This window comes from Streptomyces sp. NPDC047880, from assembly GCF_040706515.1.
GTDB lineage: Bacteria > Actinomycetota > Actinomycetes > Streptomycetales > Streptomycetaceae > Streptomyces.
This window is the reverse complement of record NZ_JBEZOK010000016.1, coordinates 14,888-39,930: the sequence shown is the minus strand read 5'-3', so window position 1 is coordinate 39,930 and position 25,043 is coordinate 14,888. Positions and strand designations below refer to the sequence as shown.

Below are 25,043 nucleotides of genomic sequence, written 5' to 3'. Positions count from 1 at the left end.
AAACTTGCGCAGACAAGTGAAAAGGGCATGCGCGGCCACGGTCGCCACAGCGGCGGCCGTGGCCCTGGCGGCGGGCATGACCAGCCCGGCGTCGGCCAACGGCGAGCAGGCGGCGGCGTCCGCCGAGCCGGCATCCCTGACCGCCAAGCACCGCATCACACTGATCACCGGAGACCGGGTCGTCCTGGACGCCAAGGGCCGTGTCATCGGCCTGGAGCACGCCAAGGGCCGTGAGAACGTACCCGCCCAGGTCCGCAAGGTCGACGGTCACACCCTCGTCATCCCGGCCGACGCGGCCCGCCTGGTCGCCACGGGCAAGCTCGACCAGCGGCTCTTCGACGTCACCGAGCTGAACAAGTCCGCCACCCGCAAGGCCCAGAAGAAGGGCCTGAAGGTCATCGTCGGCTACCGGGGCAGCGCCGCGGCCACCAAGGCCGACGTCCGCGAGGCCGGCACCCTGCGCCACGCGCTGAAGTCCGTGAACGCGGACGCGGTGCAGACGCCGCAGCAGGACGCGCCCGAGCTCTGGGACGCGGTCACCGACGGGGAGAAGACCGCCTCCGGCATCGCGCACGTCTGGCTCGACGGCGTCCGCAAGGCCAGCCTCGACAAGTCCGTCCCGCAGATCGGCGCGCCCAAGGCGTGGGCGGCCGGCTTCGACGGCAAGGGCACCAAGATCGCCGTGCTGGACACCGGTGTCGACGCCACCCACGACGACCTCAAGGGTCAGGTGGCCGGCGCCAAGAACTTCACCACCTCGCCCGACGCCTCCGACAAGGTCGGCCACGGCACGCACGTCGCCTCCATCGCGGCCGGCACCGGCAAGAAGTCCGGCGGCAAGTACAAGGGCGTCGCGCCCGGCGCGAAGATCCTCAACGGCAAGGTCCTCGACGACGGCGGCTTCGGCAGCGACTCCGAGGTCCTCGCCGGCATGGAGTGGGCGGCCGCCGAGGGCGCCGACGTCATCAACATGAGCCTGGGCGGTGGTGACACGCCCGCCATTGATCCGCTGGAAGCGGCGGTGAACAAGCTGTCCGCCGAGAAGGGCGTCCTGTTCGCCATCGCGGCCGGCAACGAGGGCGACTTCGGCGAGCAGACCATCGGCTCCCCGGGCAGCGCCGCCGCGGCCCTCACCGTCGGCGCGGTCGACGACAAGGACAAGCTCGCCGACTTCTCCAGCCGCGGCCCCGGCATGGACGGCGCCCTCAAGCCCGACGTGACCGCACCCGGCGTGGACATCACCGCGGCCTCCGCCCCGGGCAACCAGATAGCCCAGGAGGTCGGCGAGAAGCCGGCGGGCTACATGACGATCTCCGGTACGTCGATGGCGACCCCGCACGTCGCGGGCGCGGCGGCGATCCTCAAGCAGCAGCACCCGGACTGGAAGTACGCCGAGCTGAAGGGTGCCCTCACCGGCTCCACCAAGGGCGGGAAGTACACCCCGTTCCAGCAGGGTTCGGGCCGGATCCAGGTCGACAGGGCCATCAAGCAGTCCGTGATCGCCGAGTCGGTCTCGGTGAGTTTCGGGGTGCAGCAGTGGCCGCACACCGACGACAAGCCGGTCACCAAGGAGCTGACGTACCGCAACCTCGGTACGAAGGACGTCACGCTGAAGCTGGCGTCGACGGCCACCAACCCCAAGGGCCAGGCCGTCCCCGCCGGGTTCTTCAAGCTCGGCGCCACCTCGGTGACGGTCCCGGCCGGCGGCAAGGCCTCCGTGCCGTTCACCGTCAACACCAAGCTGGGCGGCACGGTCGACGGCGCGTACTCGGCGTACGTCACGGCGACGGGCGGCGGCCAGACGGTCCGCACGGCGGCGGCGGTGCAGCGCGAGGTCGAGTCGTACGACGTGACGCTGAAGTTCCTCGACCGCGACGGCAAGGCCGCGAAGAACTACAGCGCCGACCTGACCGGCATAGCCGGCCTGGGCAAGGGCAAGGGGGCCGCGCCGTACGACGAGGACGGCACCGTCACCACCCGGGTTCCCAAGGGCACCTACGTCCTCAACACGAACATCTACGTGGGCGACGACCCGGAGAAGTACGAGGGCGCCGACTGGCTCGCCCAGCCCAAGCTGAACGTCACCAAGAACAGCACGATCACGCTGGACGCCCGCAAGGCCAAGCCGGTCGACATCACGGTCCCGGCCACGGGCGTCAAGTCGGAGTTCGCCTCGGCCGACTACACGGTGGAATCCGGTGACAGCAGCTGGGGCTTCGGCTGGTGGCTGGACTCCTACGACAACTTCCGCAGCGCCCACGTCGGCCCGCAGATCACCGACGGTTCGCTGACCCAGCAGTGGGACGGCCACTGGTCCAAGGGCGGCAAGGAGGAGTACGACGTCATCGCCGGCGGCCCGGTCAAGCAGCTCGCCACCGGATTCACCAAGCACTACAAGGCGAGCGAACTCGCCACGGTGAAGGCCGGCCTCGGCGCCTCGGCGGGCGGCAAGAAGGGCGTGATCAACGCGGTGGGCTGGCTGCCGTGGAGCAGCAGCGCCTCCTCGATCGGCATCCTGCAGACCCTGCCCGGCACCCGGACCCTGCACCTGTCCGCCCAGGGCGGCGTGAAGTGGCAGCTCGAGTTCAACCAGTCCGGCGGTGTGGACGCGGACGGGTTCCCGGTCGACGAGGCCGCCTACGCGCTGGGCTCGCAGAAGTACGCCGCCGGCAAGAGCTACTCCAAGACCGTCAACACGGCCGTCTTCGGGCCGCGTCTGACCGGCGACTTCGGCGTCATCCGTGAGGGCAACCAGATCTACGGTTCCCTGCCGCTGTTCGCCGACGGCAAGGGCAACGTGGGCTACTCGCAGTTCTCCGCGGTCGACACGACCCTCTACCGCAACGGCACCAAGGTCGGCAGCAACGACGACCCGCTGTTCGGTGAGAAGCAGTTCAAGGTCCCGGCCGCCGACGCCGAGTACAAGCTGACGACGTCGGTCAAGCGCAGCGTCAAGGTCGCGGCGGCCTCCACCCGGGTCGACGCCGGCTGGACGTTCCGCTCGAAGAAGACCAGCGGCATCACGAAGCTGCCCGTCTCCACGGCCCGCTTCCTCGCGGCCACGGACCTGGGCAGCAAGGCCCCGGCCGACAAGACCGTCAAGGTCCCGGTCACCGTCGAGGGCGCGGCCAAGGGCAGCAACCTGAAGTCGCTGTCGGTCTACGTGTCGTACGACTACGGCAAGACCTGGAAGAAGCTCACCGTCAAGGACGGCAAGGTCAGCGTCAAGAACCCGGCGAAGGGGAAGGGCATCTCCTTCCACGCCAAGATCGCCGACAAGAAGGGCAACAAGTCGACGATCTCGATCTACAACGCGTACTACGGCAAGTAAGCGGTAGCGCGCCCGCTTTGACGGCCCGCCGGAAGCCTCGGCTTCCGGCGGGCCCGTCGCGTCAGTAGGGTCCTCGCATGACCGCCGCAGTGACCGCCATGATCACCGCCGTCGTGGGCGTCCTCGGCACACTCTTCGCGCCGGTGCTCGGCCAGCGGCTCTCCGCCCGGCAGCGGGACGAGGAGAGCCGGGCCGACGAGCGGCGGCGGCGCTTCGAGGAGCGCAGAGACGCGTACACGGCGATGAACAGGGCCTCGCGCCAGTTCCACACACTCCTGAAGGACGCCCTGCACCGCATCCGCGACGGGGTCTACGGCGACGCCGAGCGCGATCGGCTCGAAGAGACCCGGCGCGACTACCGGGACCGGTACGCCGAGGCCCAGATGATCGTGCCGGAGCGCATCCTGGAGGCCTCGCGGTCCGTGAACGAGGTCCTCGCGGGCATCGACGCGGCGGTCAAGCGGCTCGACCGGGGCGTGGCCCGGGAGGGCGAGAGCGCGGAAGGGGCCCTTCGCGAGCTGAAGGAGGCCGAGCCGAGGCTGTCCGCGATGCGCAGGCTGATGCGGGAGGACCTCGGGGTCACCGACTGAGCGCGCGGGCTCAGTCCGACGGCGTCGAAGCCCTGGTTCCGGAGCGGGTCGCGTCCGCGCCCCAGCTGGCCAGGAGGCGCAGAGCCTCCGCCGAGGGGGTGCCTGGTTCCGCGTGGTAGGTGATCAGGGACTGCTCGCCGTCGTCGACCAGGCGGAACGTCTCGAAGGAGAGGGTCAGGTCGCCGACCAGGGGGTGGCGCATGCGCTTGACGCCGTAGCTCTTCTCCTTGACGTCGTGGGCGGCCCAGAGGCGGCGGAACTCCTCGCTCTTCACCGAGAGTTCACCCACGAGGGACGACAGCCGCGGGTCGTCCGGGTGGCAGCCCGCGTCCATGCGCAGATAGCCGACGATGTCGGACGCCTTCTGCTCCCACTCCACGAACAGCTCGCGGTAGTCGGGCCTGAGGAACACCATCCGCGCCCAGTTCCGCTCCTGGGCCGGCACCTCCGCCCAGTCGCCGAACAGGGCCGACGCCATCCGGTTCCAGGCCAGGATGTCGGAGCGGCGTCCGACGATGTACGCGGGCACGCTCTCGATCGAGTCCAGCAGATGCCGCAGCGCCGGCCGCACCTGCTGGCTGCGCGCCACCGGCTTCTTCTTGTGCTGCTTCGGCTTCGCCAGATGCGTCAGGTGCGCGTGCTCGGCGTCGCTCAGCCGCAGGGCACGCGCGATCGCGTCCAGCACCTCCGCCGAGACGTTGCGGCCGTTGCCCTGCTCCAGCCGTGTGTAGTACGCCACGGACACCCCGGCCAGCTGCGCCAGCTCCTCGCGGCGCAGCCCGGGCACGCGCCGCCGCCCGAAGTCGGGCAGTCCCACGTCCTCGGGCTTCAGCCGTGCCCGCCGGGTGCGCATGAACTCGCTGAGCTCGGCACGCCGGTCCAGGCCGCCACCGGCCGTCCGCGCGGGTTCGGGCTGTTCGTCCATGCCGTCCAGTATTCACGGTCGTACGCACACGAGCCTGACCCCGCCAGTGGTACGCACCGTGTGCGTACGCAAAACCGTGGTCTGGGTGAGTCCTCGCGGACCGGGCACGCTGGTGGTCGTGCCCGGTCAGAAGATCCTGAAGGCGGCCGGGCGCACAACCCCGCTAGGAGAACCCCCGGCATGACCACTGTTGCTGCGTACGCCGCTCCCGCCCCCAAGGCTCCGCTGGAGCGCACCACCATCGAGCGCCGCGAGATCCGCGAGTTCGACGTCCTGATCGACATCAAGTTCGCCGGCATCTGTCACTCCGACATCCACCAGGCCCAGGAGGGCTGGGGCGAGGCGATCTTCCCGATGGTCCCCGGCCACGAGATAGCCGGTGTCGTCTCCGCGGTCGGCCCGGGCGTCACGAAGTTCGCCGTCGGCGACCGCGTGGGCGTCGGCTGCATGGTCGACTCCTGCCGCGAGTGCGAGAACTGCAAGGCCGGCCGGGAGCAGTACTGCGTGCAGGGCAACGTCCCGACGTACAACGGCATCGGCAAGGACGGCGAGCCCACCTACGGCGGCTACTCGCAGAACGTCGTCGTCGACGAGAACTTCGTCGTCCGCATCCCCGACGGCCTCTCCCTCGACGTCGCCGCGCCGCTGCTCTGCGCCGGCATCACCCTCTACTCCCCGCTCCGGCGCTTCGGTGCCGGCCCCGGCAAGAAGATCGCGATCGTCGGCCTGGGAGGCCTCGGCCACATGGGCGTCAAGATCGCCCACGCGCTCGGCGCCGAGGTGACCGTGCTGTCGCAGTCCCTGCGCAAGCAGGAGGACGGCCTGCGGCTGGGCGCTGACCACTACTACGCGACCAGCGACCCGAAGACCTTCGAGGAGCTGGCCGGCACGTTCGACCTGATCGTGTCCACGGTGTCCGCCCCGCTGGACTTCAACGCCTATCTGTCGCTGCTGAAGACCGAGGGCACGCTGGCCAACGTCGGCGCCCCCGAGGAGCCCGTCTCCCTCAACCTCTTCTCGGTGATCGGCGGCGGCAAGACCCTCGCCGGTTCCATGATCGGCGGCATCGCCGAGACCCAGGAGATGCTGGACTTCTGCGCCGGGCACGGTCTCGGCGCCGAGATCGAGCTGATCCGCGCCGACCAGATCAACGAGGCGTACGAGCGGGTCCAGTCGAGCGACGTGCGCTACCGGTTCGTGATCGACACGGCGACGATCTGACGCCGCACCTCCTGTGCAGCGGCCCCGAGGGCCCCGGCCGCGCGCCGGAGCCCTCGGGGCTTTCGTGATGCACGGCCGGCCGCACCCGGGGTACACGTGGGGGAGTGCACCAGAGGGGTTCGCCGGGTACGCAGGGGAGGCCCACCATGACCGTGCAGCTGAACCACACCATCGTCGTCGCCCACGACAAACGCGCCTCGGCCCGGTTCCTCGCCGACCTCCTGGGACTCGACGTGAGCCCGCCGTACGGCCCCTTCCTCCCGGTCGAGATCCCCAACGGCGTGACGCTCGACTTCATGGACAGCCCCGGCGCCATCACGCCGCAGCACTACGCCTTCCTCGTCTCGGAGGAGGAGTTCGACGAGATCTTCGGCCGTATCCGGGAAGCAGGACTGACCTACTGGGCGGACCCGTTCCACAGCCGCCCGGGGGAGATCAACCACAACGACGGCGGCCGTGGGGCCTACTTCGACGACCCCGACGGCCACCGTCTGGAGATCATCACGAGGCCCTACGGCAGCGGCGGCTGAGCCGCCCGCACCTGCGACTGCCCCCCCCGGCTCGTCACATCGTCGCGCCGCCGTCCGTCATACCGGCGAAGGCGACACCGACCGACGAGGACGCCGGTCGACAGCCGACGAAGAGCTGGGGAGCGGTCATGACATCACCGATCCTGGTCACCGGCGGCACGGGCACCCTCGGCGCCCACGTCGTCCCGCTGCTGCGTGCTTCCGGCCACCACGTGCGGAACCTCACCCGGCACGGCCGCCCCGCCGCGGACGGCGTCGAGTACGTCACGGGCGATCTGCTGAAGGATGAAGGGGTGGAGGCCGCAGTGGCGGGCACGGAGACCGTGCTGCATCTGGCGGGCGGCCCCAAGGGCGACGACGAGGCGACCCGCGCCCTGGAGGGCGCCGCGGCCCGGGCGGGCGTCCGGCACTCGGTCTACTCCTCGGTCACCGGCGCCGACCGGGTCCCGCTGGCCTGGATGCGGACGAAGCTGGAGACGGAGCGGGCCGTCGCAGGCTCGGGTATCCCGTGGACGACCCTGCGCGCGGCCCAGTTCCACGACCTCGCGCTGACGATGGTCGAGAAGACGGCGAAGCTGCCGGTCTTCCCCGTCCCCGGCGGCCTCAGGCTCCAGCCGGTCGACGCGCGCGAGGTCGCAGCCCGCCTCACGGAACTGACCCTCGGCGCGCCCTCCGGCCTGGTCCCCGATCTGGCCGGGCCGCACCAGTACGGCCTGGCCGCCCTGGCCCGCCCCTGCCTCCGCCTGCGCGGCAGGCGCCGCCTCGCTCCGCCCTGGACCGTCCCCGCGAGGGCCAGGGCGAAAACCATGATCAGCTGTAACGCTCGTCTGAGAACCGTGCCAGGGAGCGTAGGGCGGGAGGAAACGCTTCCGCTGCGGATTTCGCCCTTCGCGGGCTCAGGCCTTGGCCAGCGGGTCGGCCGGTGGCGGTGCCGCCGCCGAGCGTTCCTGCCCGCCCTGGTCGAGCCGGAACGGCGGGTACTCGTCCGTCAGCAGCGCGGCGTAGGCCGCCACCCGGGCCGCCCAGCGGGCGAGGCCGGTCAGGAAGTCGAAGAGCGGCCGCGGGTAGCGGGCGGTGAAGAGCAGGATGACCACGGCGACCAGCGAGAGGAAGGGCAGCAGCCCGGCGCCCCGCCAGTCGTCCTCGTCGCCCCAGCCGCCCCCGACGATCATCGCGACGACGATGTACTGCGGGATCGCCAGCAGCCACCACTTGACCAGCACCAGCCCGCGGGACAGCCGCTCGGGGTAGACGACGTCGAAGCGCGCCGGGTAGTCGGGCACGTCGGCGAGGGTGAACGGCGGGTACCGGTCGGTGCCGAGCACGGTGTGGGCGTAGTAGCCGACCCGCCAGTTCCAGCGCAGCACTCCGACGCTGAAGTCGAACAGGGGGCGCGGGTAGCGGGCGGTGAACAGGATGGCGAAGAAGGCGATCACCGTCACGACGACGAACGCGATCCACAGGAAGAACAGCACGATGTAGTGCGGGATGGCGAGCAGCCACTTCACCAGCCACATCCACCGGGACAGGCGGGGATCGACGGACGCTTCCAGACGTACGGGTGACGCGGTGGCAGGAATCATGAGGCGGCACTCCTCTCGCCTGCAGATTCGCAAGCGGGGGGCGGCCCCGCGACCTGGACGGGGCCGTTCGCGTGCCCGGCCGCCCGGCCGCCCGGCTTCCGGCTCCCGCTCCGCCGGCTCCGGTTACGGGCCCCTCAGGACGGGACGGCGGCCCCGGCGTCCGGCTCCTCCGTGCCCGCTTCGGCTTCCGGATCGGCGAGCTGCTCGCGCACGTAGTTCCACACCACCGCGATCAGCGCGGCCACGGGCACGGCGAGCAGGCTGCCCACGATGCCGGCCAGGTTGCCGCCCAGGGTCACCGCCAGCAGGACGACGGCCGCGTGCAGGCCCAGCCCGCGGCTCTGCAGCATGGGCTGGAAGACGTTGCCCTCCAGTTGCTGCACCACGACGATGATGACCAGCACGATCAGCGCGTCCGTCACACCGTTGGAGACGAGCGCGATGAGCACCGCGACGAAGCCCGCGAACAGGGCGCCGATGATCGGCACGAACGCCGAGACGAAGGTCAGCACCGCCAGCGGCAGCACCAGCGGCACGCCCAGGACCCACAGGCCGATCCCGATCAGGACGGCATCGAGCAGACCGACGGCCGCCTGGGACCGTACGAAGGCGCCCAGGGTGTCCCAGCCGCGTGCGCACACGGTCGGGACGTCGGTGGCGAGCCGGCCGGGCAGCTGGCGGGACAGCCACGGCAGGAACCGCGGGCCGTCCTTGAGGAAGAAGAACATCAGGAAGAGCGCGAGGACGGCGGTGACGACACCGTTCACCACGGTGCTCACCCCGGTGACGACCGCGCCCACCATGCTGCCGACGCCCTCCTGGGCGCGGGAGACCGCGCTGTCGAAGGCCTGGTTGATCTGCGCGTCCCCGATGTTCAGCGGCGGCCCGGCCGCCCACTCGCGCAGCTGCTGGATCCCCTTGACGACCCCGTCGGTCAACTCCCCTGACTGGGACGCCACGGGCACCGCGATCAGCGCCACCACACCGGCGGCGACCAGCAGGAACAGCACGGTCACGACCGACGCGGCCAGCGCGGGCGGCCATCCGCGCCGGCGCAGGAGCCGGGCCGCGGGCCAGGTCAGCGTGGTCAGCAGCAGCCCGACCACGAGCGGCCACACCACCGACCACATCCGGCCCAGCAACCACAACGCCACGGCCGACACGGCGAACACCAGCAGCAACTCGGCGGAGACCCGCGCGGATATCCGCAGCGCGGCACGGGATCTGTCGGAACTCAGAGGCGCAGTCACGCAGGCACCTTACGGGCTGAGCCCGCGCCCGCAGAGCCCCGTGTCCCGGAAGCGGGCCGTCAGCGGACGGTGTACATGCTGAAGATGTGCAGGGCCGCCTCGATCCGGGCCCGTGTGCGGTCGTCGGGTTCTCCCGTGAGGCGGACGAAGACGACGGACGAGCCGGGGTCGGCCGCGACCAGCAGGGTCATCGGCACCCGGCCCGCCAGGGGGTAGTCGTACCAGCCGTCGGGCCTCTCCACGTCCGTCCCGGCGAGGGCGTTCTCGACGGCCTGCCAGTCCGCGTCGCCGAAGTCGTAGCCGCAGAACTCCGCCACCGACTCGCAGAACGGCCGCAGTCCTTCCTCGAAGATCCAGCCGCCGCCGAGGCTCATGGCGGAGTCCGAGGAGTCCGCGGGGGCCGCTGGGTCAGCCATCGGCCCTCGCCACACCGATCGGGCAGGACACCCCTGTGCCGCCGATGCCGCAGTAGCCCGCGGGGTTCTTGTCGAGGTACTGCTGGTGGTAGCCCTCCGCCGGGTAGAAGGGGCGGCCCTGCGCCGTGACGATCTCCGTGGTGATGTCGCCGTGGCCGGAGGACGTGAGGACCTTCCGGTACGCCTCGCGGGAGGACTTGGCGGTGGCCTCCTGCTCGGGGGTGTGGGTGTAGACCGCCGAACGGTACTGCGTGCCCACGTCGTTGCCCTGGCGGAAGCCCTGCGTGGGGTCGTGGGACTCCCAGAACGTCTTCAGCAGGCGCTCGTACGAGATCTGCTCCGGGTCGAAGACCACGCGTACGACCTCGGTGTGGCCGGTCAGGCCCGAGCAGACCTCCTCGTAGGTGGGGTTCTCGGTGTGGCCGCCCTGGTAGCCGACGAGGGTCGTCCAGACACCGGCGGGGAGCCGCCAGAACGCGCGCTCGGCGCCCCAGAAGCAGCCCAGGCCGAAGTCGGCGGTCTCCAGGCCGTCGGGGTAGGGGCCGAGCAGCGGGTTGCCCAGGACGGTGTGGCGGTCGGGGACCGTGAACACCGGCTCGGGGCGGCCGCGCAGCGCCTGCTCGGGAGTCGGCAGCTGGGGCGTACGGCTGTACAGGAACATGCGGGCTCCAATCGGGGCGACGCCCACGTCAACGTGCCGGTGGCGTCCGGAATTCCGGCCGGTCCCGGCCCCGGGCGCGGCTCAGTGCGGCAGGCTCGCCGGGCTGCCGCCGTTCGCCTCGTAGCCCGCCACCGCCAGGGCCCGGTACACCGCGAACTCCGCCGCCGGATCCGCCGACAGGGTCCAGGGCAGGGCGCCCACGTGGCCGTCGACGTGCACGAGCTGGTTCATGGCCTCCGACCAGCGCTCGCCGCGGACCAGGAAGAACACCAGCATGTGCCGGACATGGGCGAGCATCGGGTCGTCGGGGCGGGCCGAATGCACCGCGTGCAGCGCGCCGTGGACCGCCTTGGTGACGACCTCGCTCTGCCAGAAGCTCGCGACGAGGGTCACCTCGGGCAGGTGCTCGAACACCGCGAAGAGGGGCATCGCCGACAGGAGGGAACCCCGGGGCGCCCGGGCCGCCGCGGCCTCGGCGAACGCGTAGGCCTCCGCACGCGAGCCGTGCCACTTCTCGCACCAATAGTGCAGCGCCGCCAGGTGCGCCCCCATGTGGGCCGGGGCGCGGTCCAGGATCTTCAGCCAGAGCTGCTCGAAGTCCTTCTGCGCGTAGCCGAGGCCGCGGGCCACCGAAAGCTCGACGATGTACGGGATCGGATCACCCGGGGCGAGCAGCGCTGCCTCGCCGCACGCCGTCCTCGCCTCTTCCATGATGATCCGGAACTCGTCCGTCCCGGGTGTCGCCGTACGCCACGCCTGCTGTACCAGGAACTCGGCGTGCACCGCCGCACCGCCCGCGTCCTTGGGCGCTTCGGCCCGCCACACGCGCAGCCACTGCCCGCCCGGCGCCTCGCTCACCCCGCCCGGCCGCCGTGACAGCTCCAGCGAGGCCGCGCCCGCGAAGGCCTGCACACGCTGCCAGCGCCGCTCGCCCTCCGTCTCCGTGCCCGCCAGGAGCTGCTGCGCCGCGCGGTGGTCCTGCGTGCGCTGCACCACGTCCAGGACGTCCAGCAGGTCCTGGTCGGGGCCGGGCATGCGGATGTCCAGCTCCTCCTCGAGGACGAAGCCGTAGTTCGCCGGGTCCGCGGCGTCCGGGTGGTCGGGCGAGACCAGCCCTATCGCACCGCCGCGCTTTCGCCGCAGGAAGGGGAGCAGCACGAAGCCCAGCATGACCAGCGCGATCAGGACCCAGAGAATCTCCATGCGTCAAGCGAACCAGACCGCGCCGACAATTGGCCAACCTGCTCCCGGAACCTGTGGAAAACCCCGCGTCGTCCCCGTCCCCCGGCGCGCTGCGCTTCGGCGCACTACCCTCGGTGCCCATGAGCGACAGGCACATCAGTCAGCACTTCGAGACGCTCGCGATCCACGCGGGCAACACCGCCGACCCCCTGACGGGCGCGGTCGTCCCGCCGATCTACCAGGTCTCCACCTACAAGCAGGACGGTGTCGGCGGGCTGCGCGGCGGCTACGAGTACAGCCGCAGCGCCAATCCCACCAGGACCGCGCTGGAGGAGAACCTCGCCGCCCTGGAGGGCGGCCGCCGCGGTCTCGCGTTCGCGTCCGGGCTGGCGGCCGAGGACTGCCTGCTGCGCACGCTGCTCGCCCCCGGCGACCACGTGGTCATCCCCAACGACGCCTACGGCGGCACGTTCCGGCTGTTCGCCAAGGTCGTCGCCCGCTGGGGCGTCGAGTGGTCGGTCGCCGACACCAGCGACCCTGCCGCCGTGCGGGCCGCCGTCACGCCGAAGACCAAGGTCGTCTGGGTGGAGACGCCCTCCAACCCGCTGCTCGGCATCACCGACATCGCCGCCGTCGCACAGGTCGCCCGGGACGCCGGTGCGCGCCTCGTCGTCGACAACACCTTCGCCACGCCCTACCTCCAGCAGCCGCTGTCGCTGGGCGCGGACGTCGTCGTGCACTCGCTGACCAAGTACATGGGCGGTCACTCCGACGTCGTCGGCGGCGCCCTGGTCACCGGTGACGCCGCCCTGGGCGAGGAACTGGCCTTCCACCAGAACGCGATGGGCGCGGTCGCCGGGCCCTTCGACTCGTGGCTGGTGCTGCGCGGCACCAAGACCCTCTCGGTCCGCATGGACCGGCACAGCGAGAACGCGGCCAAGGTCGCCGACATGCTCACCCGGCACGCGCGTGTGTCGAGCGTGCTGTACCCGGGCCTGCCCGAGCACCCCGGTCACGAGGTCGCGGCCAAGCAGATGAAGTCGTACGGCGGCATGGTCTCCTTCCGCGTCGAGGGTGGCGAGGAGGCGGCCGTCGAGGTCTGCAACCGTGCGAAGATCTTCACGCTGGGCGAGTCGCTGGGCGGCGTCGAGTCGCTGATCGAGCACCCCGGCCGCATGACGCACGCCTCCGTGGCCGGCTCGGCCCTGGAGGTCCCCGGCGACCTGGTGCGGCTGTCCGTCGGCATCGAGAACGCCGAGGACCTGCTCGAGGACCTGCAGCAGGCACTCGGCTAGAGGAGACGCACCGGCCCGGACCGGCCCCCTCGCGGGGTCACCAGCCGGTGAGGGGTGGGGTCGTGTCGGACGGCGGCTCCACCCACGGGCGGGCCGTCAGCGCCCACACCGTGAACGCCACGGCCGCCGCGCACAGCAGCAGCCACATGGCGCGGCGGGCGAGCGTCCTGCGCCGCAGCATGCGGCCGCCGCGGCGCACCGCCTCCGCGTGGATCTCGGGCGGCACCGGCCGCGACGGGCCCCGCAGAAGCCTCCGTACGGCCGCGTCGCGGTCGTTCCCGCTCATGCCGGCCTCCGGTCGCCGGGCGGGCTCACGGCGTCGCCTTCGTGGCCGTCACCGCGGGCGCCGGGCCCCGTGAGCGGTGCAGCAGGGCGGATGTCGCCCGGTGCGCGATCGCCCGGACGCGCTCCGGGGACAGTCCGAGCAGGGCCGCCGTCTGCTCCTCGGCGACACCCTCGTGGAGCCTGAGCACCAGGATGAGCCGCTCCTGGGGGGTGAGCGGCGCCAGAGGGCTCGCGGGGTGCGGCCGGGAGCGGCCGAGCACGCCGTGGTGGTGCCAGGCGCCGCGCGCGAAGCGGGTGGCCAGTTGCCGGCGGGTGTGGTCGTAGGGATCCTCGCCGTGCAGCCGGTCCCAGCACGCGTACGTGTGGGCCAGCGACAGCGTCAGCAGGCGCCGCGCGCGGGGGTTGTCGTCGGGGGACTCGGCGGTGAGCAGCGTGGCGGCGTGCAGCAGCCGCCCGGCCGCGCCCGCGACGAACGCCTCGAACTCCCGGGCGCGACGGGTTGCCCGGGACGCATGCCGCTCCAGCACCGCGCCTCCCGCCTGACGGCGACCCTGAGGATGCGGGCCCCGGCCGCGCGCGTCGGGGGCCCGGTCTCATATCAGGCCAGGGACGGCCCCGCGGTCAAGAGCCGCGCACGGCTCGGTCGGTGCCACGCGCGCGTGCGGCGCCGGTCGCCGTGCCCGAGGGCATGGGCAGCGGGGCGGCGGGGGCTTCAGGGAGTGGTCGGGAGGCATGCCACGGGGCGTTCCCGACGCGGTCCGGACCGTGCCGCGGGGCGTTTAGGGGGGGCAGCCGGGAGCCGGCTCCACGGGGCGTTCAGGGCGCGGTCGTGAGCCGTGCCGCTGCGTGTTCGGGACGCGGTCCGGACCGTGCCGCGGGGCGTTCAGGGCCGGAAGCCGGGCAGCAGGGTGCTCAGGACGTCGTCTGCGCCTCCGGCCCCGGTACCCCCTGCGCGCTCATCCGGGAGGACAGCGCGGTGTTGAAGCGCGTGAGGAGGTCGCAGAACGCCTCGCGCTCCTCGGGCTCCCAGTCGTGCGTCAGTTCGGCCATCAACTGGCGCCGGGAGGAACGCACTTCCTCCAGGCGGGCCTGGCCGCGCGGGGACAGCTGCAGCACCACCGCGCGCCCGTCCTCGGGGTGCGAGGTGCGCTTCACCAGACCGGTGTCGACGAGCGGAGCCACCTGACGGGTGACCGTCGAGGAGTCGATCCCCATGCTCGCGGCGAGTGCCTTGACGCCCATCGGGCCTTCCTTGTCGAGACGGTTGAGCAGCAGATAGGCGGCGCGGTCCATGGAGTTGCGCACCTGCCCGACCCCGCCGAGCCGGGTCTGTTCGGCACGGCGGGCGAACAGCGCCACCTCGTGCTGCAGCGTGTCGAGAAGACCGGTGTCACCGACGGTCGTCATGTCCATCGACATTTCAGGTGTTGTGGGCATGGCCGGGGGCTCACTTCGTGGAGGGCTGGCAGATTGGGGGACAGGGTACGCGGCCGGACGGCAGGCCGTACCGGCGCTGCGCAAAGCGGGTCTCGGAGGTTGGTCACAACGGTCGTTCCCGCCTGTGAACTGCGATGCTGGAGTCATGAGCTACAGCACGGCTGACTCCTTTCGGACCGTCACCCTCGACGACGTGCGCGGCGCGCAGAAGATGCTGTCGGGTGTGGCGCGGGTGACCGCGATGGAGGGCAGCAGGCACCTGTCCCAGATGGTCGGTGCGCCGGTGCACCTCAAGTGCGAGAACCTCCAGCGGACGGGCTCGTTCAAGCTGCGCGGCGCGTACGTCCGGATCGCGGGCCTGCTGCCGGAGGAGCGTGCCGCCGGTGTCGTCGCCGCGAGCGCCGGCAACCACGCGCAGGGCGTCGCCCTCGCGTCCTCCCTGCTGGGCGTGCGCTCCACGGTGTTCATGCCGAAGGGCGCTCCGCTGCCCAAGGTGAGCGCCACCCGGGACTACGGGGCGGAGGTCCGGCTGCACGGCCAGGTGGTCGACGAGACGCTGGCCGCCGCGCAGGAGTACGCGGCCGAGACGGGTGCCGTGTTCATCCACCCCTTCGACCACCCCGACATCATCGCGGGCCAGGGCACGGTGGGCCTGGAGATCCTGGAGCAGTGCCCCGAGGTCCGCACGGTCCTGGTCGGCATCGGCGGGGGCGGGCTGGCCGCCGGCATCGCGGTGGCGGTGAAGGCGCTGCGGCCCGAGGTCCGGGTCGTGGGCGTGCAGGCGGCGGGCGCGGCGGCCTACCCGCCCTCGCTGGCGGCGGGCCGGCCGGTGTCGGTGGAGAATCCGGCGACCATGGCCGACGGCATCAAGGTCGGGCGTCCCGGCGACGTGCCGTTCAGGATCATCGACGAGCTGGTCGACGAGGTGCGCACGGTCAGCGAGGACGAGCTGTCGGCCGCGCTGCTGCTCTGCCTGGAGCGGGCCAAGCTGGTCGTCGAGCCGGCCGGGGCGAGTCCGGTCGCTGCGCTGCTGAGCGATGCCGGCGCCTTCGAGGGCCCGGTCGTCGCGGTGCTGTCCGGCGGCAACGTCGATCCGGTGCTGATGGAGCGGGTGCTGCGGCACGGCATGGCCGCGCAGGGCCGCTACCTGGCGGTCCGGCTGCGGCTGACGGACCGGCCCGGTGCCCTTGCCACTCTTCTGGGCGTGTTGTCAGTGGTCGACGCTAACGTCCTCGATGTGAGCCACGTGCGAACCGACCCACGGCTCGGGCTCACGGAGGCGGAGGTCGAGCTGCACCTGGAGACGAAGGGCCCGGCGCACTGCGTCGAGGTGGGTCAGGCGCTGCGCGAGGCGGGCTACACGGTCATCGGCTGAGCGGGCCCCGGCCCGGTCACGACGCCGCCCGGACGCGGTCAAGTTTCTTCCCCGACCCGGTCAAGATCCTTTCGTCTCACGGAGAGCGACGCGGAAAAACTCATTGTGAGACGCGATACATCGCGTTATGGTGTGTTGGTGAGAAGAAGCTTCGCCGGACATCCGTCCGGTCATCCCCGAAGACGTGGAGACTCATATGCCAGGCGCCATCTACGCCGAGGGTCTGGTCAAGACCTTCGGTGACGTAAGGGCCTTGGACGGCGTCGACCTCGACGTGCCCGAAGGCACGGTCCTCGGCCTGCTCGGGCCGAACGGCGCGGGAAAGACCACCACCGTCCGCTGTCTGACCACCCTGCTGCGGCCCGACAGCGGGCGAGCGGTCGTCGCGGGCATCGACGTGCTCAAACAGCCGGATGCGGTCCGCCGCTCCATCGGCCTGTCCGGCCAGTTCGCGGCCGTCGACGAATACCTCACCGGCCGGGAGAACCTCCAGATGGTCGGCCAGCTGTACCAGATGCGGGCGAAGGCGGCGAAGGAGCGGGCGGCCGAGCTGCTGGAGCAGTTCCACCTCACGGACGCCGCCGACCGCCCCACCAAGACCTACTCGGGCGGTATGCGCCGCCGCCTCGACCTGGCGGCGGCCCTGGTCGTCTCGCCGCCCGTGATGTTCATGGACGAGCCGACGACCGGCCTCGACCCCCGCAACCGCCAGCAGCTGTGGGAGGTCATCAAACAACTGGTCTCCGGCGGCACCACCCTGCTGCTCACCACGCAGTACCTGGAGGAGGCCGATCACCTGGCCCACGACATCGCGGTGGTCGACCACGGCAAGGTCATCGCCAAGGGCACCTCCGACCAGCTCAAGGCCCGCACCGGCGGTGAGCGCGTCGAGGTCGTGGTGCACCAGCGCGAGCACATCCAGGCCGCCGCCGACGTCCTGGCCGGCTTCGGCAAGGGCGAGACCGCCGTCGAGGAGCACATGCGCAAGCTCACCGCCCCGGTGACCGGCGGTGCCAAGCTCCTCGCCGAGGTCATCCGCGAGCTGGACACCCGGGGCATCGAGATCGACGACATCGGCCTGCGCCGGCCGACCCTCGACGACGTCTTCCTCTCCCTGACGGGACACGTGGCCGAGGCCGAGCACCAGGAGAACGACAAGGAGGCCGCCCAGTGAGCGCCGTCACCGACACCGTGCGGGTCGCACCGGCCGCGAACCCGGTCAGCCAGTCGATCCGGGACTCGATGGTCGTCGCCAAGCGCAACCTGATCCGCATGTCCCGGATCCCCGAGATGATCATCTACGGGCTGATCCAGCCGATCATGTTCGTGGTGCTGTTCACCTACGTCTTCGGCGGCTCCATGCAGATCGGCGACAGCACCAGTGCCGCCGACTACAAGAACTTCCTGATGGCGGGCATCTTCGCCCAGACGGTCACGTTCGCCACCGCCAGCTCCGGCGCCGGCATCGCCGACGACATGCACAAGGGCCTCATCGACCGCTTCCGCTCCCTGCCGATGGCACGCGGCGCGGTGCTCACCGGCCGCACCCTCGCCGACTCCGTGCAGACGGCCCTCACCCTGGTCGTCCTTGCCGTGGTCGCCCTGCTCGTCGGCTGGCGCGTCGGGTCGGACGGCAGCACCAACGCCGCCAAGGTCCTCGCGGCCTTCGGCCTGCTGCTCCTGCTCGGCTACGCGTTCACCTGGATCGGCGCCCTGATCGGCATGTCGGTGAAGACACCCGAGGCGGCCACCTCCAGCGGCCTGATCTGGCTCTTCCCGGTCACGTTCATCTCCAACGCCTTCGTGGACACCAGCCACATGACCCCGTGGCTGCGCCACATCGCGGAGTGGAACCCCTTCAGTGCCACGGTCCAGGCCTGCCGGGTGCTGTTCGCCAACCCGGGCCAGTCCCCGTCGGACGCCTGGCCCATGCAGCACCCGGTGTGGGCCTCGCTGATCTACTCGATCCTGATCCTGGTGATCTTCCGGACCCTGGCGGTGCGCAAGTACCGCTCGGCCACCGCATGACAAGGCCCCCGGCGCCGCTGCGGCGCCGGGGGCACTCCAAAGACGGGAAGGCCGCTCAGCCCTCGTACGGCTCGGCCTTGAGGATCTTCACCAGGGCCTTCTTGCCGTTCGGCAGCTCGTACTCGGCGTCCTCGCCGACCTTGTGGCCGATCACGCCGCTGCCCAGCGGGGACTGCGGCGAGTAGGTCTCGATGTCGGAGCTCGCGTACTCGCGGGAGGCGAGCAGGAACGTCAGGGTGTCGTCCTCGTCGCCGTCGAACGCGATCGTGACGACCATGCCCGGCGCCACCGCACCGTCCGCCGCGGGCGCCTCACCGACCTTGGCGCTCTCCAGGAGCTGGGTGAGCTGGCGCACGCGGAGCTCCTGCTTGCCCTGCTCCTCCTTGGCCGCGTGGTACCCGCCGTTCTCACGCAGGTCGCCCTCCTCGCGCGCCGCGGCGATCTTCGCGGAGATCTCCGCCCGCGCGGGACCAGTAAGGTACTCAAGCTCAGCCTTGAGCTTGTTGTACGCCTCCTGGGTCAGCCAGGTGACGTTCTCGCTGGTCTGGGTCACAGGTGCTCCTCGTAGGTACTGGGAATACAAAGCATCGCCCTACCCAGAAGAATGTTCCTTCACGGAAGGGCGAAACCACGAGCCTAACAATTCAGGGGCCCGAGGGGGAGGACATATGCGACGACAATCACGTCAATGCAGGTCAGGCTCTACGTATTCCAGGTGATGTCAAGCGGTCGTCAGCCGGTGTGGCAGCCCAGCAGCTCGGCCGTCGTCCCCGGGGAGGTCGTACGGAGAGTGACGACCTTGTCGATGCGGGTCCCGTCCCCGTCGAAGCGGAAGTCGGCCCGGCCCACCTCGGCGCCGTTCTCGGCCTGCGAGCGCACGGTGCAGTAGCCGTCGGTGCCGGCGTCCTTGCGGACCTCCAGATGCACCTGGACGGACTTCTCGCCCGGCTCGAAGCTGATCACCTCGGCGCTGATCTCGTTCTGGGCGACGTAGTGGTAGCCGAACCAGCCGACGAGTCCCAGCAGTGCCACCGCGAGGACGACGCCCACGACCTTGAGCGTGCGGTCGGCGCGCTCGTCCGAGGAACGGCCGTAACGGCCCTCGGGCGGTCGCGTGCTCGCCGTACTCATGATCGTCCTCCAGGCAGGGCCGGGACGGAGGTCCCGGAAGGGGCTCCAGGACCGGGCCCCGGAATTATTCGCCCCCCGATTCGGTCACTATAGAAGCCGCTGATTGCGCCGACGCACACCGGGCGCCGACTTACTGAGGATTGAGTCTTGACTGACCAGTTGCGACTGATGGCCGTTCACGCCCACCCCGACGACGAGTCGAGCAAGGGCGCCGCGACCATGGCGAAGTACGTGTCCGAGGGGGTGGACGTGCTGGTCGTGACCTGCACGGGCGGGGAACGCGGCTCCATCCTCAATCCGAAGCTCCAGGGCGACGCGTACATCGAGGAGCACATCCACGAGGTGCGCAAGAAGGAGATGGACGAGGCCCGGGAGATCCTGGGCGTCAAGCAGGAATGGCTCGGCTTCGTCGACTCCGGGCTGCCCGAGGGCGACCCGCTGCCGCCGCTGCCGGAGGGCTGCTTCGCCCTGGAGGACGTGGACCACGCAGCCGGTGAGCTGGTGCGCAAGATCCGCGCCTTCCGCCCCCAGGTGATCACCACCTACGACGAGAACGGCGGGTACCCGCACCCCGACCACATCATGACCCACAAGATCTCCATGGTGGCGTTCGAGTCGGCCGCGGACACCGAGAAGTACCCGGAGGCCGAGTACGGCCCCGCCTACCAGCCGCAGAAGCTCTACTACAACCAGGGCTTCAACCGCCCGCGCACCGAGGCCCTGCACCAGGCGATGCTCGACCGCGGCCTGGAGTCCCCCTACGGGGACTGGCTCAAGCGCTGGGAGGAGTTCGGCATGAAGCAGCGCACGCTCACCACGCACATCCCGTGCGCCGAGTTCTTCGAGATCCGCGACAAGGCGCTGATCGCGCACGCCACCCAGATCGACCCCGACGGCGGCTGGTTCAAGGTCCCGATGGAGATCCAGAAGGAGGTCTGGCCGACGGAGGAGTACGAGCTGGCGAAGGCCCTCGTCGATACCTCCCTCCCCGAGGACGACCTCTTTGCGGGCATCCGCGACAATGCCTGACATGAGCGCAAGCGCAAGCCTGGCAATGACGCACCTCGTCTCCTTCGCCAAGGAGGTCGACGAGGACAAGGTCACCCCCGGAGTCCTCGGCTTCATCGTCTTCGCGGCGATGGCCCTGGCGGTGTGGGCCCTGATGAAGTCCATGAGCCGGCACATGAACCGGGTCGACTTCACCCAGATCCCGGACCCCGAGGCCGAGCAGCGGGAACAGTCCGCGACGGAGACGTCCGCGGCGACCCCCGAAGCCGAGCCCTCCGGCGGGACCGGCAAGAAGCAGGGCTGACGCCCCCACCCGAGGGCACACCACCCGTCGGCGGCCCGACACGAAGCGCCGCCGGCGGGTGACTCACGCGCCGGGCCGCGCCGCGGTGTCTCCCCCGCGCGCGCCGCCCCGGGGCACGACCCGGGCCCAGGGTTACCCCTTCGAGGCCACCGCCACCCCCATCACCTCCCGCGCATGCCGGCCGGGCACCATACCGAGTCGCCAGGCCTGCCAGCCCGCCTCCAGGGTCACGCCGCGCTCCAGCAGGAGCCCGTACGCGTCGAGGTAGTCGTCCAGCTTCGGATCGCGCAGCGGGTGCCCCGCCCGCGACAGCTGCGCCAGCTCCTCCTGCGCCACCGCCGTACCCACCTCGATGCCGCCCGGGGCCGCGTAGGGGAGGAGGGTGCAGCGCAGGAAGCGGGCCCAGTCCTCGCCCCGGTGGTCGCCGTAGGACGTGAACAGCTCCACCGCCTCGTCGCACAGGGCCAGGGCCTGCTGGGTGCGGGCGTTGCCCGCGTCCACGACCGCCAGCTCCAGGCACGTCCACGCCTCTCCGTGGGCGACGCCGATGCGCTGGAAGTCGGCCCGGGCGTCGACCAGCAGCTGGCGGGCGAAGCCGGAGTTGCGCAAGGAGCCCGTCTGGGCCGCCCGCTGGTCCCGGGTGACGCGGGCCGAGTGGTGGCGTGCGCAGGCCAGTCCGTAGACGTCCCGCATGCGGGAGAACATGGTGCGGGCGCGTTCCAGTTCGCGGACCGCCTGGTCGAGGTCGCCCGTCTCCTCCAGGGCCTGGCCCAGGTAGTACAGCGTCCAGGCCTCGCCGCGCGCGTCCTCGTTGTCGCGGTGGCGCGCGGCCGCCCCGCGCAGCTCCTCCACCGCCGGCGACGCGTCACCCGCGACCAGCAGCGCCCGGGCCAGCTGGGTCAGGGCCCAGGCCTCACCACGGGCGTCACGGGTGCGCCCGTACAGGTCCAGGGCCGCCCGCAGCTCGGCCTCGGCACGCGGGACGTCGCCCATGCGCAGCCCCAGCTGGCCGAGCTGGAAGTGCGCCCACGCCTGGCCGTGCACGGACTCGCCCGCGCGGTGCAGAACGAGTGACTCGGTCAGCAGGTCCCGTGCCTCGCCCACCCGCGCGCGGTCCCGCTCGACGGCCGCCAGGGCGTGCATCGTCCAGGCACGGTCCGTGGCCAGCTCGGCGGAGGCCTGAAGCGCCAGGGCCTCGCGGAGCTTTGCCGACGCCTCCGTCAGATTGCCCTGGTGGTGCAGGGTGATGCCGAGGGAGCACAGGGCGCGGGCCGCACCGGCGTCGTGGTGGGCCTCCCGGTAGAGGTCCACGACCGACGTGAGGGTCGTACGGGCCTTGTCCAGTTCGCCCAGCTGCCGTGCCGCGATACCCGTGCGCCACTGCACCGAGCGGACCAGCAGGCCCTCGTCGACGGCCTGGGCCAGCTCACTGATCTCGCCCAGCCGGTACAGGTCGCCCCGCAGCAGGCAGTAGTCGCACAGGGCGCCCAGCAGGTTCAGCACCGCCGCCTGGTTCACGCCCTCGGCGTGCCGCAGCGCCGTCGTGATGAAGCTCGACTCGTCGTCCAGCCAGCGCAGCGCCTCGTCGAGGGAGGTGAAGCCGTACGGGCTGAAGCGGTTGGTGCGCGTCGACATGTTGCCGTCGACCATGCGCAGCACCGAGTCGGCCAGCTCGGCGTAGTTCACGATCAGCCGCTCCTGCGCCGCCGTGCGCTCCGCCGGCTCCTCCTCGTCGAGGAGCCGGGCCCGGGCGAAGGAGCGGACCAGGTCGTGCAGCCGGTAGCGGTCGCCCCGGACGTGGTCGATCAGGCCGGCCCGGGTCAGGACCTCCAGGTGGCGTTTCGCCTCCGCCTCGTCGGTCGCCAGCAGCGCGGCGGCCGCCGCGGCACCCAGCGAGGCCCGCCCGGCCAGGGCCAGCCGGCGCAGCAACCGCCGCACGGTCTCCGACTGGTCGGTGTAGCGCAGCCACAGGGCGCGTTCGACCGGCTCGACCGGGCCGTAGGCGTCGAGGTCCGTGGCCAGTGCGCGCGGGGAGCGCGGGCCGAGACACGAGCCCGCGATGCGCAGCGCCAGCGGCAGCCCGCCGCACAGCTCCCGGACCCGGTCCGCGGACTCCGCGTCGTACGGCCCGGAGCGGTCCTGCGCAGCGGCGCCCAGCAGTTCCTCCGCACCGGCGGCGTCCAGCGGCTCCACCGCCAGCCGGTGCACCCGCGCGGGAAGGCCGTCGAGCTCCAGCGGGCCCCGCGCGGTCACCAGCACCAGGCTGTCGGACCGCTCCGGGACCAGTGCACGGATCTGCTCCGCATCCGAGGCGTCGTCGAGGACGACCGTGACGGGCAGGCCCGTCAGATGCTGGTGGTACAGCTCGCTCAGCCGCTTGACCTGCTGGTCGGGGGAGGAGCGCTCACGGAACAGCAACTGCTCGCGGGGCGCGCCGAGCCGGTTCAGCAGATGGAGCAGGGCGTCACGGGTGGACAGCGGGGACCCGCCCGGCCCCTCTGCGCGCAGGTCGACGACGCAGGCGCCGCGGAAGTAGTCCCTCAGATCGTGCGTGGCGTGCACCGCGAGCGCCGTACGGCCGCTGCCGGGCTCGCCGTGCAGCACGACCACGGTCGGCTGGGTCTCCGTGCTCGCCCGGCCCGCCTGCACCCACTGCCGGATCTGCGCGAGCTCGGCCCGCCGCCCGGCGAAGGGCTGCGCCGGTTGCGGGAGCTGCCCGAAGGACTGCTCCAGCACGTTGCGCCCGCGAGCCGCCGCGCTCTTGTCCGCGCCGCGCAGCCGCGGGCCCGTCTTCGTCGGCCCGGTGGAGGCCGCGAGCACCCGCTGCTGGTCCAGGAACGGCCGGATGCCCCGCACCTCCAGCGCCGTCAGCCACTGCAGCCGCAACTGTTCGGGCCCGCCCGGCTGGCTCACGGCCCCGGCGCGGCGGTGCGCGGCCGGCAGGTGCGATCCGACCACCTTCACCACCGTCGCCGCGGCCCCCACGACGCCCACCGTGACACCGGCCCCGACAGCGGTCCCGGTCCCCGTGCCCAGGGCCATGTCGGCGACGACGGCCGCGACCCCCGCCACACCGGCCACCAGCAGCGGCGTTCCGGCGCCCTCCCGGGCGTAGCGCTGCCCGAAGGTGAGCTGACCGGCCGCCGCCTCGTCCAGGGCGCGGGTGTAGGCCTCGTACTCCTCGGACGCGCTCCCTGCCATCACGTCGAGCGCGCCGCGCGCCCGCGCCAGCAGCACCTTCCCGTCGGTGCGGCCGCCCGAGCGGCGCACCTCCTCCTCCACGGCCCGTCCCAACAGCCGCTCGGCCTCCGCCCGATGACTGTCCCGCATGTCAAGGTCCCCCTCCGGCGGCAACTCCTGTGCGTATGAGTGTCCTTGGTGGGAGGCGTGAGCGCGAGGGGGCGACGATCAACGGTTGCGGTCCGGTGACTCGCGAGCCGATCGAAGCGGTGCCGCCGAGCTGGAACGGGTACGGGCGGTTCCGAGCCACTGCCGGGTGCCTGTCAGGGGAGGACTCCGAGGCTCCACTCCAGGACCGCCGCGGCACTGTGCATCTTCGCCTCGGCCTGGGTGAATGCGATCGAGCGTGGTCCGTCCAGTACCGCCGCGGTGACTTCGTCGCCCCGGTGTGCGGGCAGATCGTGCATGAAGACCGCGTCAGGGCTGGCTTCCATGACGGTTTCGTCAACCCGGAAGGGAACGAATTCCTTGCGCCAGTCCGGGGACTCCTTCGAAGTGCCGGTGGTCTCCCACCGCGTCGTGTAGACGACATCGAGGTCCTTGGGCACGCCGGCGGTGTCGTGCTGCTCGGTGATGGTGGAGCCGTGCCGGGCCGCGAGGTCCTTGGCCCGCATCAGGATCTCCGGATCGAGGGCGTAGCGCCGCGGGGTCCGCAGGTGCAGCTCGGTACCGGGGTAACGCGGAAGGGCGAGAGCCAGAGCGGCGGCGGTGTTGTTGCCTTCGCCCATGTAGAGCATCCGCCGCCCGGCCAGATCTCCGAAGTGCCCGGCCATGGCGGTCAGATCGGTCAGCGCCTGCGTCGGATGCTCCTGCGCCGCCATGGCGTTCACCACCGCCATCCGGTCCTGGGAGGCCAGTGCGCGCAGTTCCCCGGCGCTGCCCACCGTGCGCGCGACCAAGGCGTCCAGCATGCCTCCCAGGACCCGGCCGGTGTCCGCGGCGGTCTCGCCCGTGTTGACCTGGAGATCGTGCGGGCCGTAGGTGATGAGGCGCGCGCCGAGCCGGAGGGCCGCGGAGGAGAACGCCGTACGCGTACGCGTCGACGTCGCCCGGAAGTAGATGCCGACAACGGCGCCGTGCAGGGTCTCGTCCGACCAGGCGCCGGAGGCGAACCGGGCTCCTCTGTCCACGATCCGGTACAGGTCGGCATCGGGGATGTCGGCCAACGAGATGAGGTGGTTACGGGCCATTGCGCGACTCCTGTGCATAGCGGGCTTGGCAACGTAGAGGCGCTGTTTATCAGGGCGGTAT

Annotated in this window: 23 protein-coding genes and 1 pseudogene; 11 read left to right on the top strand and 13 right to left on the bottom strand. The window is 71.4% G+C overall.

The window, feature by feature from the left end:
- The first annotated feature begins 16 nt into the window (after nt 1–16).
- Nucleotides 17–3,331 (top strand): S8 family serine peptidase, encoded by a 3,315-nt coding sequence (locus AB0937_RS23335; RefSeq protein WP_366714244.1) that lies wholly within the window; start codon nt 17–19, stop codon nt 3,329–3,331.
- Between the two features lie 77 nt (nt 3,332–3,408).
- Nucleotides 3,409–3,921: a hypothetical protein gene (locus tag AB0937_RS23330; RefSeq protein ID WP_366714123.1), complete on the top strand. Its 513-nt coding sequence runs from the start codon at nt 3,409–3,411 to the stop codon at nt 3,919–3,921.
- Nucleotides 3,922–3,931: 10 nt separating this feature from the next.
- Here the strand turns inward: AB0937_RS23330 and AB0937_RS23325 are convergent, their stop codons facing one another.
- Nucleotides 3,932–4,846 carry a helix-turn-helix transcriptional regulator gene (locus AB0937_RS23325; protein ID WP_366714122.1) on the bottom strand — a complete coding sequence of 305 codons (915 nt, stop codon included), beginning with the start codon at nt 4,844–4,846 and terminating at the stop codon, nt 3,932–3,934.
- Nucleotides 4,847–5,026: 180 nt separating this feature from the next.
- Between AB0937_RS23325 and AB0937_RS23320 the strand changes: the two genes are divergently transcribed.
- From AB0937_RS23320 to AB0937_RS23310, 3 genes and pseudogenes are all read left to right on the top strand, one after another.
- Nucleotides 5,027–6,067, top strand: a complete 1,041-nt coding sequence (locus AB0937_RS23320) for an NAD(P)-dependent alcohol dehydrogenase (RefSeq protein WP_366714121.1) — start codon at nt 5,027–5,029, stop codon at nt 6,065–6,067.
- Between the two features lie 146 nt (nt 6,068–6,213).
- A complete protein-coding gene (locus AB0937_RS23315; protein WP_363118409.1) occupies nt 6,214–6,597 on the top strand; it encodes a VOC family protein in 384 nt (127 codons plus the stop codon).
- A 128-nt stretch (nt 6,598–6,725) separates the two neighbouring features.
- Nucleotides 6,726–7,358, top strand: a pseudogene (locus AB0937_RS23310) (NAD(P)H-binding protein); the annotation flags it as partial.
- A 135-nt stretch (nt 7,359–7,493) separates the two neighbouring features.
- Here AB0937_RS23310 and AB0937_RS23305 read toward each other — a convergent pair.
- From AB0937_RS23305 to AB0937_RS23285, 5 genes are all read right to left on the bottom strand, one after another.
- Entirely contained in the window at nt 7,494–8,180 is a 687-nt protein-coding gene (locus AB0937_RS23305) for a DUF4389 domain-containing protein (RefSeq protein WP_366714120.1), read from the bottom strand.
- A 134-nt stretch (nt 8,181–8,314) separates the two neighbouring features.
- Nucleotides 8,315–9,430 (bottom strand): AI-2E family transporter, encoded by a 1,116-nt coding sequence (locus AB0937_RS23300; protein ID WP_366714119.1) that lies wholly within the window; start codon nt 9,428–9,430, stop codon nt 8,315–8,317.
- A gap of 59 nt (nt 9,431–9,489) precedes the next feature.
- Nucleotides 9,490–9,846, bottom strand: a complete 357-nt coding sequence (locus AB0937_RS23295) for a hypothetical protein (RefSeq protein ID WP_366714118.1) — start codon at nt 9,844–9,846, stop codon at nt 9,490–9,492.
- Nucleotides 9,839–10,507: a peptide-methionine (S)-S-oxide reductase MsrA gene (gene msrA, locus AB0937_RS23290; protein ID WP_366714117.1), complete on the bottom strand. Its 669-nt coding sequence runs from the start codon at nt 10,505–10,507 to the stop codon at nt 9,839–9,841. The genes AB0937_RS23295 and msrA overlap by 8 nt, the downstream gene beginning before the upstream one ends.
- An 81-nt stretch (nt 10,508–10,588) precedes the next feature.
- Entirely contained in the window at nt 10,589–11,710 is a 1,122-nt protein-coding gene (locus tag AB0937_RS23285) for a hypothetical protein (protein WP_366714116.1), read from the bottom strand.
- A 119-nt stretch (nt 11,711–11,829) separates the two neighbouring features.
- Here AB0937_RS23285 and AB0937_RS23280 point away from each other — a divergent pair, with 119 nt between their 5' ends.
- Complete coding sequence (locus tag AB0937_RS23280; protein ID WP_366714115.1) at nt 11,830–12,984, top strand: cystathionine gamma-synthase; 1,155 nt, start codon at nt 11,830–11,832, stop codon at nt 12,982–12,984.
- 37 nt (nt 12,985–13,021) lie between these two features.
- Here the strand turns inward: AB0937_RS23280 and AB0937_RS23275 are convergent, their stop codons facing one another.
- From AB0937_RS23275 to AB0937_RS23265, 3 genes are all read right to left on the bottom strand, one after another.
- Nucleotides 13,022–13,270, bottom strand: coding sequence for a hypothetical protein (locus AB0937_RS23275; RefSeq protein ID WP_366714114.1), 249 nt, complete (start codon nt 13,268–13,270; stop codon nt 13,022–13,024).
- A gap of 25 nt (nt 13,271–13,295) precedes the next feature.
- Entirely contained in the window at nt 13,296–13,796 is a 501-nt protein-coding gene (locus AB0937_RS23270) for a sigma factor-like helix-turn-helix DNA-binding protein (protein WP_366714113.1), read from the bottom strand.
- A gap of 385 nt (nt 13,797–14,181) precedes the next feature.
- Entirely contained in the window at nt 14,182–14,688 is a 507-nt protein-coding gene (locus AB0937_RS23265) for a MarR family transcriptional regulator (RefSeq protein ID WP_366714243.1), read from the bottom strand.
- Between the two features lie 163 nt (nt 14,689–14,851).
- Here AB0937_RS23265 and ilvA point away from each other — a divergent pair, with 163 nt between their 5' ends.
- The 3 genes from ilvA to AB0937_RS23250 all read left to right on the top strand — a co-directional run bounded on the left by ilvA (nt 14,852) and on the right by AB0937_RS23250 (nt 18,109).
- On the top strand, nt 14,852–16,081 hold the full coding sequence (gene ilvA, locus AB0937_RS23260) for a threonine ammonia-lyase (protein WP_234845472.1): 1,230 nt from the start codon (nt 14,852–14,854) through the stop codon (nt 16,079–16,081).
- Nucleotides 16,082–16,277: 196 nt separating this feature from the next.
- Complete coding sequence (locus AB0937_RS23255) at nt 16,278–17,255, top strand: ATP-binding cassette domain-containing protein (RefSeq protein WP_366714112.1); 978 nt, start codon at nt 16,278–16,280, stop codon at nt 17,253–17,255.
- Nucleotides 17,252–18,109: an ABC transporter permease gene (locus tag AB0937_RS23250; RefSeq protein ID WP_366714111.1), complete on the top strand. Its 858-nt coding sequence runs from the start codon at nt 17,252–17,254 to the stop codon at nt 18,107–18,109. The genes AB0937_RS23255 and AB0937_RS23250 overlap by 4 nt, the downstream gene beginning before the upstream one ends.
- A 55-nt stretch (nt 18,110–18,164) precedes the next feature.
- Here AB0937_RS23250 and greA read toward each other — a convergent pair whose 3' ends face one another.
- Both greA and AB0937_RS23240 read right to left on the bottom strand, forming a co-directional pair.
- Nucleotides 18,165–18,662, bottom strand: a complete 498-nt coding sequence (greA, locus tag AB0937_RS23245; protein WP_234845475.1) for a transcription elongation factor GreA — start codon at nt 18,660–18,662, stop codon at nt 18,165–18,167.
- A 179-nt stretch (nt 18,663–18,841) separates the two neighbouring features.
- Nucleotides 18,842–19,240, bottom strand: a complete 399-nt coding sequence (locus tag AB0937_RS23240) for a DUF4307 domain-containing protein (RefSeq protein ID WP_366714110.1) — start codon at nt 19,238–19,240, stop codon at nt 18,842–18,844.
- A 147-nt stretch (nt 19,241–19,387) separates the two neighbouring features.
- On the opposite strand from AB0937_RS23240, the gene mca reads away from it, so the two are divergent.
- Both mca and AB0937_RS23230 read left to right on the top strand, forming a co-directional pair.
- Nucleotides 19,388–20,269, top strand: coding sequence for a mycothiol conjugate amidase Mca (gene mca, locus AB0937_RS23235; protein ID WP_352117799.1), 882 nt, complete (start codon nt 19,388–19,390; stop codon nt 20,267–20,269).
- Nucleotides 20,262–20,552, top strand: coding sequence for a hypothetical protein (locus AB0937_RS23230; protein WP_366714109.1), 291 nt, complete (start codon nt 20,262–20,264; stop codon nt 20,550–20,552). The genes mca and AB0937_RS23230 overlap by 8 nt, the downstream gene beginning before the upstream one ends.
- A 132-nt stretch (nt 20,553–20,684) precedes the next feature.
- On the opposite strand, the gene AB0937_RS23225 is transcribed toward AB0937_RS23230, so the two are convergent.
- Both AB0937_RS23225 and AB0937_RS23220 read right to left on the bottom strand, forming a co-directional pair.
- Nucleotides 20,685–23,882 carry a tetratricopeptide repeat protein gene (locus tag AB0937_RS23225; protein WP_366714108.1) on the bottom strand — a complete coding sequence of 1,066 codons (3,198 nt, stop codon included), beginning with the start codon at nt 23,880–23,882 and terminating at the stop codon, nt 20,685–20,687.
- A gap of 173 nt (nt 23,883–24,055) precedes the next feature.
- A complete protein-coding gene (locus tag AB0937_RS23220) occupies nt 24,056–24,982 on the bottom strand; it encodes an ornithine carbamoyltransferase (RefSeq protein ID WP_366714107.1) in 927 nt (308 codons plus the stop codon).
- Nucleotides 24,983–25,043 lie beyond the last annotated feature (61 nt).